This is a genomic window from Halomonas sp. H10-59 (assembly GCF_040070555.1).
In the GTDB taxonomy this organism is placed as follows: Bacteria; Pseudomonadota; Gammaproteobacteria; order Pseudomonadales; family Halomonadaceae; genus Halomonas; species Halomonas litopenaei.
Map to the genome: position 1 here is coordinate 474828 of NZ_CP098828.1, position 12781 is coordinate 487608.

The window sequence follows — 12781 nt, forward strand, 5'->3', positions numbered from 1 at the left end:
CCGGCCAGTACCGCCAACAACGATAACGACAAGTACGCCACACCTGAGGACCGCCAGATGAACAGTCTCAATCCCACCACCAAGTCAGTGCGCATCTTCGACACCCCGGAGGTACAGGACTTCCTCAATACCGTCGCCGGCTTCGACAAGACCGAAGGCAACGAGCGGGCCAAGGAAATCCTGCATCGTCTGCTGTCGGACCTGTACAAGCTGATCGATGACTTCGACGTCACCCCGGAAGAATTCTGGCAGGGCGTCAGCGTGCTCAACGCGCTCGGCGCCGAGACCCAGTACGGCCTGCTGGCCCCGGGTCTGGGCTTCGATCATTACCTCGACATGCGCATGGACGCCGAGGACGCTGCCCGCGGCCTTGCCGGGGGTACCCCGCGCACCATCGAGGGGCCCCTGTACGTCGCCGGTGCCCCGGAGTCCGAGGGCGAGGCGCGCCTGGACGACGGCTCGGACACCGACGCCGAGGCAATGTGGCTGACCGGTCAGGTACGCGATACCCAGGGCCAGCCGATCTCACGGGCCAAGGTCGAGATCTGGCACGCCGACAGCAAGGGCAACTACAGCTTCTTCGACCCGTCCCAGGCCGACTTCCACCTGCGTCGTACCATCTACACCGACGCCGATGGCCGCTATCGCGCGCGCAGCATCATCCCCTCCGGCTACGGTTGCCCCCCGGACAGCCCGACCCAGCAGGTGCTGGACCTGCTCGGTCGTCATGGCCAGCGACCGGCGCATATCCACTTCTTTATCTCGGCGCCCGGGTACAAGCACCTGACCACCCAGATCAACCTCGCCGGCGACCCCTACACCTACGACGACTTCGCCTTCGCCACCCGCGAGGAGCTGGTGGTGGACGCCAGGCGCATCGAGGACGCCAGCGAGGCCAGCGATCGTGGCCTCGAGGGGCCCTTCACCGAGGTGGTGTTCGACATCGAGCTTGCCGCCACCAGCGAGACCGAGCTGCAGCAGCGCCACAAGCGCCCCCGCGCCCTCGAGGACGGCTGAGCCGCCTGGACTCGCGACAACCCTGAACCGACCACCGAGTGTCACGGGAATCGCTGTGATGGACAGCCCTGTGATGGATAGCCCCGAGGTAAATCGCGCCAAGCCAGACCAGGCCTGCCCTGCGGGCAGGCCGCCCCAAGGGGCCGGCGGGACGAGCGACTCGAATGAGCTGTCTGTGTGAGCCGCCCGTGTGAGCGGACCGTGATAGAGAGGAGAACAACGATGAGCAACAAACTCGATCAGATCGAAGCCCGCGTGCGTGGTGCCGTCGAGGATGACCCCGAACAGGGCGTCTTTCGCTGCCACCGCAGCATGTTCACCGACCCCGAGTTCTTCGAGCTCGAGATGAAGCACATCTTCGAGGGCAACTGGCTGTTCATGGCCCACGAGAGCCAGATCGCCGAGCCCGGTGACTACTTCACCCTGAACATGGGGCGCCAGCCGGTGGTCATCACCCGCGACAAGGAGGGCGAGCTTCACGCCCTGATCAACGCCTGCGCCCACCGCGGTGCCACCATCTGCCGTCGCAAGCAGGGCAACAAGGGCACCTTCACCTGTCCCTTCCACGGCTGGACCTTCAAGAACGACGGGCGTCTGCTCAAGGCCAAGAACGAGAAGGCCGGCGCCTACCCGGACGCCTTCAAGCAGGACGGCTCCCACGACCTCAAGCGCCTGCCCAAATTCAGCAATTACAAGGGCTTCCTGTTCGGCAGCCTGAGCGACGACGTCATGCCCATCGAGGAGTACCTGGGCGAGACCATGAAGGTCATCGACAACATCGTCGACCAGGCCCCGGAAGGTCTCGAGATCCTGCGCGGCACCTCGTCCTACACCTACACCGGCAACTGGAAGCTGCAGGCCGAGAACGGCGCCGACGGCTACCACGTCAGCACCGTGCACTGGAACTACGCCTCCACCATGGACCGTCGCAACTACGACGAAGGCGGCACCAAGGCGGTGGACGCCGACGGCTGGTCCAAGTCCAAGGGCGGTTTCTACTCCTACGAGAACGGCCACATGATGCTGTGGACCCGGCTGCTCAATCCCGAGGTGCGTCCGGTCTACGAGCACAAGGAGCGCATCGAGAAGGAGCTGGGCGAGGCCCGCGCCGACAACATCGTCAACCAGACCCGCAACCTGTGTCTGTACCCCAACGTCTATCTGATGGACCAGTTCTCGACCCAGATTCGGGTGTTGCGTCCGCTGGCGGTGGACCGTACCGAGGTCACCATCTACTGCTTCGCGCCCAAGGGTGAGTCGGCGGAGAACCGTCGCGTGCGCATCCGCCAGTACGAGGACTTCTTCAACGTCAGCGGCATGGGCACGCCGGATGACCTGGAGGAATTCCGCGGCTGCCAGAACGGCTACAACGGTGCCCTGGCCGAATGGAATGACCTGTCGCGTGGCGCCAAGCAATGGATCGATGGTCCCGACGAAGACGCCAGCGCCATCGACATGAAGCCGCTGAAGAGCGGTGCCTCGCCGGAGGACGAAGGCCTCTACGTGCTGCACCACCAGCACTGGGTCGAGGAAATGCTGCGCGCCATCGACAAGGAACGCAGCCAGTTCATCGCCACGGCCTCAGCCTGAATCCTGCGGAAAGGAGACGAATCATGAGCATCAGCTATCACGACATCCAGGCCTTTCTTTATCGCGAAGCACGCCTTCTGGACGAACGCGAGTGGGACGAGTGGCTGACCCTGTACCACAAGAAGGCCGAGTTCTGGATGCCCTGCTGGGACGACGACGACACCCTGACCGGCGACCCGAACAGCGAGATTTCGCTGATCTACTACCCCAATCGGGAAGGGCTCGAAGATCGCGTCTATCGGATCAAGACCGAGCGCAGTGGCGCCAGCACGCCGGAGCCGCGCACCACTCACCAGATCACCAATATCGAGGTGATGAAGGAGGAGGGCGACAGCCTGGAGGTGCGCTTCAACTGGCACACCCTGAGCCACCGCTACAAGCAGACCGACAGCTACTTCGGGGTGTCTTTCTACACCCTGGACGTGTCCGGTGACAGCCCGCTTATCACGCGCAAGAAGGTGCAGCTCAATAACGATTATATCCACCAGGTCATCGACGTTTATCACATTTAAGTCGGTGAAGGAGAACGACCATGAGCTTCACCATCGCGCTCAACTTCGAAGACGGGGTGTCGCGCTTTATCGACTGCAACGAGGGCGAGACCGTCCTCGATGCGGCCTACCGCAACAAGGTCAATCTGCCGATGGACTGCTCCGACGGCGTCTGCGGCACCTGCAAGTGCCACTGCGACCAGGGCGAGTTCGAGCTGGGTGACGAGTACATCGATGAGGCGTTGTCCGACGAGGAGCTGCACGAGGGGCAGGTGCTGACCTGCCAGATGGTGCCGTCCTCTGACTGCGTGCTGTCGGTGCCGGTGGCCTCGACCGTATGCAAGACCGAGGTCGACAGCCGTGCCTCCACGGTGGTCCACGTCGAACCCTTGTCCGAGGACTCCATCGAGCTTGCCATCGATATCGAAGGCGAGCCGCTGAACTTCCTGCCGGGGCAGTACGTGCACCTGGAGGTACCGGGCTGTGGTGAGCACAGAAGCTATTCGTTCAGCTCGCTGCCGGGGGAATCCCGCGCCAGCTTTCTGATCCGCAATGTGCCGGACGGGCTGATGAGCGTCTATCTGGCGGACAAGGCCAAGGCCGGTGACGCCATGGCGGTGACCGGCCCCATGGGCAGCTTCTACCTGCGCGCCATCCAGCGCCCGATCCTGATGCTGGCCGGCGGCACCGGGCTTGCTCCCTTCCTGTCGATGCTCAAGCAGCTTGCCGCGCTCGAGGCCCAGGGCGAGGGAGCAGGCCAGCCGATCCACATGATCTATGGCGTGACCAAGGACGATCATCTGGTCAAGTGCGAAGAGCTCGACGCGGCGGTCGAGGCGCTGCCCGACTTCGACTACCTGACGGTGGTCGCCGACGAGGACAGCAGCCACGAGCGCAAGGGCTACGTCACCCATCACATGGACCCGCAGAAGCTGCATGACGGCGACGTCGACGTCTACCTTTGCGGCCCGCCGCCAATGGTGGACGCGGTGCTCAAGCACTTCGACCAGCAGGGCATCAAGCCGGCGAGCTTTCACTACGAAAAGTTCACGCCCAACTGACGCGCCCTGCCCGGAACCAGATCTGGCAAGGGAGACCTTTCGCCCTTGCCGACAACAGACAGCCGCAGGCCGGGGCTCCCTGTCCAGCGAGAGCCCCGCAATCTCATAACGATAATCACAACCTGACGAGACATGATCATGGCCAAGCTCACTATCGATAAAAACCTCAATACCGATAACACGCACAGCACCGATAACACGTACAGCCGCCGCCAGGCTTCCCTGTCATCCCGGCGCCACAGCCCGCTTGCACGTTCGCTGCAGGCCGCGACCCTGGCGCTGGCCGGCGCCGCCCTGTCCACCCAGGCCCTGGCCGAGCACGACGTCAAGCTCGGGCTGATGCTGCCGTACTCCGGCACCTACGCGGCACTGGGCGAGTCGATCACCAATGGGCTGAAGCTCGCTATCGAGCAAGAGGGTGGCAGCCTCGGCGGTCACGGTGTCGAGTACGTGACCCTGGACTCCGAGGCCAACCCGTCCAAGGCGCCCCAGAACATGAGCCGCCTGGTCAAGGGTGATGGCGTCGACGTGGTCATCGGTCCGGTCCACTCCGGCGTCGCCATGGGCATGCTGCGGGTGGCCAAGCAGACCGGCGCCATCACCATCATTCCCAACGCAGGACTCGAGGCGGCCACCAACCAGCTGTGCATGCCCAACGTCTTCCGCACCTCGTTCAGCATGTGGCAGAACAGCTATCCCATGGGGCAGGTGGCCTACGATCAGGGCCATCGCAAGATCGTCACCATCACCTGGGATTACGCCGGCGGCAAGGAAGACCTGGCCGGCTTCGAGCAGGCCTTCACCGATGCCGGCGGCGAGATCGTCGAGCAGATCCTGGTGCCGTTTCCGAGCACCGAGTTCCAGACCTACCTGGCGCAGATCGCCAGCATCGCCCCTGACGCCGTCTACACCTTCTTCGCCGGTGGTGGCGGGGTCGGCTTCGTGCGGGACTACGCCGCCGCCGGGCTCAACGACAGCATTCCGCTGTATGGCTCGGGCTTCTTGACCGACGGCAACCTGGGGGCTTTGGGTGAGGCCGCCAACGGCGTACAGACCACCATGCACTACGCCGAGACCCTGGACACCCCCCAGAACCAGGCCTTCGTCTCGGCCTACCAGGAAGCCTACGGCGAGGCCCCGGACACCTACGCGGTGCAGGGCTACGACGCCGGCAAGCTGCTGGCCCAGGCCTACGCATCGATTGACGGCGAGCCCGACCGCGAGGCGCTGATCGCGGCGCTGGAAGCGGTAGAGCTCGACAGCCCGCGCGGCCCGGTGAGCTTCTCGGCCTCCCACCACCCGATCCAGAACGTCTACCTGCGCGAGGTAAGGGACGGCGAGCACCACGTCACTTCGATCGCCAGCGAGCAGCTGGAAGTTCCCGACAGCGCCTGCCCGATGAAGAGCTGAGGCGACCTTCGTTCACCGCGTCAATGACCTGGCCGAGGCGCCCGTGCATACCGGGCGCTCTCGGGCGGGCCAACGCCAAAGGAGTTCTTCATGGACCTTGCCTTCTTCGGGGTGCAGCTGCTCAACGGCTTTCAGTACGGCCTGCTGCTGTTCCTTATCGCCAGCGGCCTGACGCTGATCTTCGGCATCATGGGCATCATCAACCTGGCCCACGGCGCCATGTACATGATCGGCGCCTATCTGGCCTTCGACCTGACCCAGCGCCTCGGCAACTTCTGGCTGGCGATCCTGATCGCGGTGCCCATCGCGGTACTGCTGGGGCTGGTCATCGAGCGGCTGTTTCTCGACACCCTGTACAAGCGTGACCACCTCTACCAGGTGCTGTTGACCTTCGGCCTGATCCTGGTGCTCAACGAGGCCCAGCGCATCATCTGGGGCGGCGACGTCCACTCGGTGGCGCTGCCGGAGCCCTTTACCGGCGCCATCGCCCTGACCGACAACCTGCAGTACCCGGTCTATCGGCTGTTCGTGGCGGCGGTATGCCTGGTGCTGGCGGGGGTCATCTACTGGATCATCCGCCACACCCGGCTCGGTATTGTGATCCGCGCCGGCGCCGTCAATCGCGAGATGGTCGAAGGGCTCGGCATCAATATCCGCACCCTGTTCACCCTGATCTTCAGCGTCGGCGTGGCACTGGCGGCCTTCGCCGGGATGATGGCGGCGCCGCTGTCGTCGATCACGCCGGGCATGGGGGACTCGATCTTGATCACCTGCTTTGTGGTGGTGGTCATCGGCGGCATCGGCTCGATCAAGGGAGCCTTCTTCGGCGCGCTGTTGATCGGCATGGCCGAGACCTTCGGTCCGGTGCTGATCCCGAGTCTCGCCAGCATGCTGATCTACCTGATCATGGCGCTGGTGCTGTTGATCAAGCCGCGCGGCCTGTTCGCCTGAGACCCGACGACAATCACCCTCCGCTCGGGCATCCCTTGCCGCCTGATCGGACCCCTTTGCAGACGGGATACTCGTCTGGAGGAAAAACACCATGTTGCATCGATATCCCAAGCGCGTGACGGTACTGCTGCTGGCGGGCCTGGCGCTGCTGATCGCCTATCCGGCCTGGGGGCCGGCGGTATTCGGGGAGTCCAGCGCCTTCTTCATGGAGAAGCTGACCCTGATGCTGATCTTCGCCCTGTTCGCCGTCAGTCTCGACCTGCTGGTCGGTATCCTTGGCCTGGTCAGCCTGGGCCATGCGCTGTTCTTCGGCCTGGGGGCCTACACCCTGGCGATGGCTAGCCCCGACTTCAGCGCCGCCTCGCTGTGGTGGATGCTGCCGCTGGTGATGCTGGTCTCCGGCCTGGTCGCCGCCATCGTCGGCCTGCTGGTGCTGCGCACCAAGGGCATCTTCTTCATCATGACCACCCTGGCCTTCGGCCAGATGCTGTTCTACACCGTCAGCACCTCCAGCATGACCGGCGGTACCGACGGCGTTTTCATCATGTTCCGCCCGAGCCTTGCCATGGGCGAGACACCGCTGATCGACCTCGACAACCCGCTGACGTTCTTCTACTTCTGCCTGGCTCTGCTGGTGGCGGTCTACCTTATCCTGCGCGCCCTGACCCGTTCCCACTTCGGCCAGGTGCTCGATGGCATCCACGACAACGAGCACCGCATGCAGGCGCTGGGCTACGCCACCACCGGCTACAAGCTGATCGCCTTCGTGGTCTCGGCGATGATCGCCGGCGTCGCCGGCATGCTGGCGGCCATGCAGTACGGCTTCGCCAACCCGGCCCAGCTTGGCTGGCACCACTCCGGCGAGGTGCTGATGATGGTCATCCTCGGCGGCATGGGCACCATCTTCGGGCCGATCCTCGGCGCCTTCGCCTACGAACTGCTGCTGTACTTCTACGAGCACCTGACCAACCACTGGCCGATCCTGATGGGTCTGACCATCATTATCGCGGTGCTGGTGCTGCCCAAGGGCATCGCCGGGCTACTGCTCGACCCGCCGGGGCGCCAGGCCTCGCTGCTGGGGCGGCTTGGCGGTGGCAAGGACAACCTGGCGAAGGGCAGACAGACTTCCGCCTCTGACAGCGACGGTAAAAGCGTCGGCAAAAGCGCCGGGGAGGTGTCCTCATGAGCAGCATGCTCAAGACCCGCGGGCTGACCCGCAGCTTCGGTGGCCTGCTGGCGGTCAATGACGTCGACTTCGAGGTCGAGCAGGGCGAGATCCACGCCATCCTCGGTCCCAACGGTGCCGGCAAGAGCACCCTGATCAATCTGCTGTCCGGCGAGATTCCGCCGACCCGCGGCGAGATCGAGTATCGCGGCAGCGCGATCCAGGGCAAGAAGGCCCACCAGGTCGCCCGGCTCGGTATCGGTCGCAGCCACCAGAAGACCAATATCTTTCCGCGCCTGAGCTGTCTGCAGAATTGCCAGCTGGCCGCGCGTATCCACCACGGTGGCGTCATCGGCAGCTGGCGCTCGCGCCGGCGGGCCCGCGAAGTCGATGAGCGGGCGCTGGCCGCGCTGGACACCTGTGGTCTGGTGACCCGGGCCCATACGGTGTCCTCCGGCATGAGCTACGGCGAGCAGCGCCAGCTGCAGATCGCCATGGTGCTGGCGACCCAGCCACAGCTGATGCTGCTGGACGAGCCGATGGCCGGCATGGGCCGCGAGGAGACCGACCAGGTCGCCGACCTGCTCAAGCGGCTGTCTCGCGACTACACCATCGTGCTGATCGAACACGACATGGACTCGGTGTTCCGCCTGGCTGATCGCATCACCGTGATGGTCGACGGTTGCGTGCTGGAAAGCGGCGACACCGAGAGCATTCGTGCAAGCGAAACGGTGCGTGACGTCTATCTGGGACGTCACGACAGCAGCGAGGAAAGTCGCCCCAGCGATAGCGTCGATATCGGCAACGGCTCCAGCAATAGCGAGGTGACGTCATGAATGTGGCGATCAAGGAGGCGGGAACTCAAGGGGCAAACGCCGAGGTGGGCGTCGAGTCGCCGTTGATCGAGGCCACCGGCCTGCACACCTTCTACGGCGAAAGCCATGTGCTGCACGGGGTGGACCTGACCCTCAGGGCCGGCGAGACGCTGAGCCTGCTCGGTCGCAACGGCATGGGCAAGACCACCACCTTGAAGTCGATCCTCGGCTTCGTGCCGCCGCGCCATGGCGAGGTGCGGATCATGGGGGTGGACACCCGCAAGCGCCGTCCCTGGCAGATCATTCGTCAGGGCATCGGCTACGTGCCGGAAGGGCGGGGCATCTTTCCCGGTATCAGCGTGCGCGAGCATCTGGTGATGGCCGCACGCCCGGGGGCTGACGGTCGTACCGATTGGGACATCGAGCGGGTGCTGGACACCTTTCCCCGGCTCAAGGAGCGCATCGGCCACGATGGTTCGCTGCTGTCCGGCGGCGAGCAGCAGATGCTGTCGATCGGTCGCGCGCTGATGCTCAACCCGCGGCTGTTGATCCTCGACGAGGCCACCGAAGGGCTGGCGCCGCTGATCCGCGACGAGATCTGGTCGATCCTGCGCACCATCAAGGCCTCGGGCATCGCCAGCATCATCGTCGACAAGAACATCGACAACCTGCTCGAGGTGGGCGACCGCCACCTGTTGATCGTCAAGGGCAAGGTGGTGTTCGACGGTGACAGCCAGGCGTTGAGGGCCGATCCCTCGATCCTCGATACCCACCTCGGTGTGGGCTGAGGCCACGCCGTGGCCACTTCACCCACCGCATCCGACAGCAGAAGGACAGCAACATGAAGCGATTCGAAGGACAGGTGATGCTGATCACCGGCGCCGCCCAGGGGATCGGTCGGCGTCTGGCCGAGCGGGCCGGTGACGAGGGCGCTGCCCTGGTGCTGGTCGATCGTGCCGAACATGTCCACCAGGTGGCCCGTGAGCTTGACGAGCAGGGAGTCGAGGTCCTTGCCCTGAACGCCGATCTGGAAACCTGGGAGGGCGCCGAGGGCGCCATCAAGAGCGCCATCGAGCGCTTCGGGCGACTGGACGTACTGGTCAACAACGTCGGCGGTACCATCTGGGCCAAGCCCTATAGCCACTACAGCCCGGAGCAGGTCGAGGCCGAGGTGCGTCGCTCGCTGTTTCCGACGCTGTGGTGCTGTCGTGCGGCGCTGCCTCACCTGATCGACAGCGGCGGCAATATCGTCAACGTCTCCTCGGTGGCCACCCGCGGGGTCAATCGGGTGCCCTACGCTTCGGCCAAGGGCGGGGTGAACGCCATGACCGTGGCGCTGGCCATCGAGATGGCCGAGCACGGCGTACGGGTCAACGCCACCGCCCCCGGCGGCACCGAGGCGCCGCCCCGGCTGACGCCGCGCAACGCCGAGCCCCAGAGCGAACAGGACAAGCTGTGGTACCAGCAGTTGATCGACCAGACCCTGGCGTCGAGCCTGATGCACCGCTACGGCACCCTGGACGAGCAGGTCGGGCCGATCCTGTTTCTGGCCTCCCGCGACGCCAGCTATATCACCGGCACGGTGGTGCCGGTGGCCGGCGGCGACCTGGGCTAGCCGGTTGATGCCGCGTGACGTGGACCCACCTTGCATCCCGCTGTACCTGCGGGGGCACCGGGACGGCGTGGTGAATCTTGTATCCTCCTTGGCCTGGCCGTGTGCCGGGCCTTTTTTGTCTTCCGTCGATGTCGCCGGGGGGCCCACCAGCTGACATTCCTGGCCGGACATCGACGCCATCATCAAGGAGCCAGCCCATGCACCGAACCGACTCCGATACCGTAACCGCACGCCAAGGAGCGGCTGCGGGGTCGTCCCTTTTTCGTGACCTGTCGCTGTCGGCGGTGACGGCAGGCTTTGTCGCGGTGCTGATTTCCTACTCGGGGCCGCTGGCGATCTTCTTCCAGGCCGGTGCGGCGGCAGATATCTCACCCGAGATGATGACCTCCTGGGTGTGGGCCATTTCGTTGGGGGCGGCGGTGTCGGGCATCGTCCTGAGCCTGTGGCTCAGGGTGCCGGTGGTGACGGCCTGGTCGGCGCCGGGTACGGCGCTGCTGATCACCCTGTTCCCGGAGCTGTCGCTGGGCGAGGCGGTAGGCGCCTACCTGACGGCGGCGGTGCTGATGCTGATCATCGGTGTCACCGGCAGCTTCGACCGGTTGATGGCGCTGATTCCGTCGGGCGTGGCCGCCGGCATGATGGCGGGCATCCTGTTCCAGTTCGGTCTGGGCGCCTTTGCGGCCATCGAGACTTCGCCCTGGCTCGCCGTCGGCATGCTGCTGGCCTATCTGGTGTTCAAGCGGCTGGCGCCGCGCTATTGCCTGATCCTGTTGCTGATCACCGGTGTGGTGCTCGCCGTGGTGCTGGAAGGCGCGAGTCTCGCCGGCGTCGGTGTGCACCTGGCGATTCCCCGCTTTATCGCTCCCGAGTGGACCATCACCAGCACCCTGAGCCTGGCGTTGCCGCTGGTGGTGGTGAGCCTGACCGGCCAGTTCCTGCCGGGAATGGCGATCCTGCATGCGGCGGGCTATCACACCAGGGCCCGCCCGATCCTGACGGTGGCCAGCCTGACTTCCTTCGCCACCGCCTGCTTTGGCGGCATCACCACGGTGATCGCGGCCATCACCGCTGCGCTGTGCACCGGCAAGGATGCCCACCAGGACCCGGGCCGTCGCTACGTCGCCGGGGTCGCCAACGGCGTCTTCTATCTGGTCGGCGGGCTGTTCGCCGGCACTATCGTGGCGCTCTTCACTTCCTTGCCCGGCGCCTTTGTGGCGGTACTGGCGGGGCTTGCCTTGATCGGTGCGATCACCAGCAACCTGGCCGCCATGATCGCCGCCGAGGACCACCGCGAGGCCTCGGTGATCGCCTTTATGGTGACGGCCTCGGGCATGAGCCTGTTCGGTCTGGGCGCGGCCTTCTGGGGGGTGGTGATCGGCATGCTGGCGGTCAGGTTGCTGCATGGTGGACGCGCCGCGGCCTGACGCTGGCGGTGATGCATGGTTCCAGGCCGAATGGCGCTCGAGCGTCGCGAATTCATCGATGACTTCACCCTCGGTGAGCCTGACCGCGGCCGTCTGATACCGTCGGATTAGTGTGCTGAAACGATCGCGGCGTCAGGGTGGGAGCGCGGGGTGACAAAGTTGCCGGCTATCATCGGCGGAGCCCTATTTGGGCGCTGTCCGAAAAGTCGACGAGCGAAGGTTAGACAAGGCAAAAATCGGTGAGAAAGCGCAGTTTACGGAGTGTAAATGAGCATTTTGATCCGATTTTTAACGCCGTATTACCGAGTGCAGGCACTTTTCAGACAAGCCCTAGGCAAAGATGTCCGCTGTACTCGCTCGAATCACCAGGAAACCGCCGTGACCTCGTATTCAAGAAGTGCTCTCGCCTGCCATGCGCTGGCGACCCTGATTCTGATCGCCTTTGGTCTGGTCTATCTCGGCCGCAGCGAATTCATGCCCTACCATGCCGCCGCCATGGGGCTCGACTGGGAGTCGGTCGCTCCAGGCACCCGGCAGGTCCTGCTGGCGCTGATGCACGCCCTGGGGGGCGCCTGTCTCAGCGTGGCGATGCTGGTCGGTGTGCTGCTGTGGGGGCCGTTTCGGAGGGGGGCCGACTGGGCGACCTGGACGGTGCCGCTGGCCGGCTTTGTGCTGTGCGCGACCTCGCTCTACGCTCAGGTCGGGGTCGCCCTCAGGACGCCGGCGTCGCCTCCCATGCTGCCGGTCATCGCCGCCGGTGTCTTGCTGGCGCTGGGGCTGTGGCGGTCACGGCGCTGGCGCCAACGCGACGTCCCGTTGCACACCCGGTCGGACTCACGCTAGCACACCGTACTGACGGTAACCGCAGGGTCAGTCTCCCTCCCACTTCTCCAGCAGCCGGTCATGATAGCGCCCCAGCTCAAGAAGCCGACTGGCACCCCGCCCGCTTTCGCCAAGCCGCGCGCGCAGAAGACGCAGGCGTTTCTCGCAAGCGCTTCGCTCGGCGGCTTCCTGTGTCTGCGCCAGCAGGTCTTCCACCTCACGAATCTCGCGCTGAAGCTGAAGCTCCGGGGGCAGATAGCCTGAGTTCTTCAGCAGTCGGTAGCCTGCCCGCAGCGCCTCGGGAATCATGCTGTCGTCGTCGAGTTCGATGGGCTTGCCGTGATCCGGCAGGTCGTCGAAGGCGCCTTCCTGCTGCGCCTTCTGGATACGTGCCTCGGCCAGTTGGTCGAGCAGGGACAT

At 64.9% G+C, this 12781-nt stretch carries 13 protein-coding genes; 12 read left to right on the forward strand and 1 reads right to left on the reverse strand.

What is annotated here, in order from left to right:
* Positions 1 to 57: 57 nt before the first annotated feature.
* From catA to NFG57_RS02235, 12 genes are all read left to right on the forward strand, one after another.
* Positions 58 to 1017 carry a catechol 1,2-dioxygenase gene (gene catA, locus NFG57_RS02180; RefSeq protein ID WP_108131175.1) on the forward strand — a complete coding sequence of 320 codons (960 nt, stop codon included), beginning with the start codon at positions 58 to 60 and terminating at the stop codon, positions 1015 to 1017.
* 222 nt (positions 1018 to 1239) lie between these two features.
* Positions 1240 to 2607, forward strand: coding sequence for a Rieske 2Fe-2S domain-containing protein (locus tag NFG57_RS02185; RefSeq protein WP_108131176.1), 1368 nt, complete (start codon positions 1240 to 1242; stop codon positions 2605 to 2607).
* 20 nt (positions 2608 to 2627) lie between these two features.
* Positions 2628 to 3119, forward strand: coding sequence for a benzoate 1,2-dioxygenase small subunit (gene benB, locus NFG57_RS02190; RefSeq protein WP_331281208.1), 492 nt, complete (start codon positions 2628 to 2630; stop codon positions 3117 to 3119).
* Positions 3120 to 3139: 20 nt separating this feature from the next.
* Entirely contained in the window at positions 3140 to 4159 is a 1020-nt protein-coding gene (benC, locus tag NFG57_RS02195; RefSeq protein WP_348815257.1) for a benzoate 1,2-dioxygenase electron transfer component BenC, read from the forward strand.
* A 138-nt stretch (positions 4160 to 4297) separates the two neighbouring features.
* Positions 4298 to 5569, forward strand: a complete 1272-nt coding sequence (locus NFG57_RS02200) for an ABC transporter substrate-binding protein (RefSeq protein ID WP_348815258.1) — start codon at positions 4298 to 4300, stop codon at positions 5567 to 5569.
* 90 nt (positions 5570 to 5659) lie between these two features.
* Positions 5660 to 6520, forward strand: a complete 861-nt coding sequence (locus NFG57_RS02205; RefSeq protein ID WP_348815259.1) for a branched-chain amino acid ABC transporter permease — start codon at positions 5660 to 5662, stop codon at positions 6518 to 6520.
* 91 nt (positions 6521 to 6611) lie between these two features.
* The gene (locus NFG57_RS02210; RefSeq protein WP_108448474.1) at positions 6612 to 7706 is read left to right on the forward strand and encodes a branched-chain amino acid ABC transporter permease; all 1095 of its coding nucleotides are present in this window, start codon (positions 6612 to 6614) and stop codon (positions 7704 to 7706) included.
* Positions 7703 to 8521: an ABC transporter ATP-binding protein gene (locus NFG57_RS02215; RefSeq protein ID WP_348815261.1), complete on the forward strand. Its 819-nt coding sequence runs from the start codon at positions 7703 to 7705 to the stop codon at positions 8519 to 8521. The genes NFG57_RS02210 and NFG57_RS02215 overlap by 4 nt, the downstream gene beginning before the upstream one ends.
* The gene (locus NFG57_RS02220; RefSeq protein WP_348815263.1) at positions 8518 to 9288 is read left to right on the forward strand and encodes an ABC transporter ATP-binding protein; all 771 of its coding nucleotides are present in this window, start codon (positions 8518 to 8520) and stop codon (positions 9286 to 9288) included. Before NFG57_RS02215 ends, NFG57_RS02220 begins: the two co-directional genes overlap by 4 nt.
* A gap of 53 nt (positions 9289 to 9341) precedes the next feature.
* A complete protein-coding gene (gene benD, locus NFG57_RS02225; RefSeq protein ID WP_348815264.1) occupies positions 9342 to 10115 on the forward strand; it encodes a benzoate diol dehydrogenase BenD in 774 nt (257 codons plus the stop codon).
* Positions 10116 to 10312: 197 nt separating this feature from the next.
* On the forward strand, positions 10313 to 11539 hold the full coding sequence (locus NFG57_RS02230) for a benzoate/H(+) symporter BenE family transporter (protein ID WP_348815265.1): 1227 nt from the start codon (positions 10313 to 10315) through the stop codon (positions 11537 to 11539).
* Positions 11540 to 11917: 378 nt separating this feature from the next.
* Positions 11918 to 12382, forward strand: coding sequence for a hypothetical protein (locus NFG57_RS02235; RefSeq protein WP_348815266.1), 465 nt, complete (start codon positions 11918 to 11920; stop codon positions 12380 to 12382).
* Between the two features lie 27 nt (positions 12383 to 12409).
* Here the strand turns inward: NFG57_RS02235 and NFG57_RS02240 are convergent, their stop codons facing one another.
* Complete coding sequence (locus NFG57_RS02240; protein WP_108448480.1) at positions 12410 to 12781, reverse strand: DnaJ family domain-containing protein; 372 nt, start codon at positions 12779 to 12781, stop codon at positions 12410 to 12412.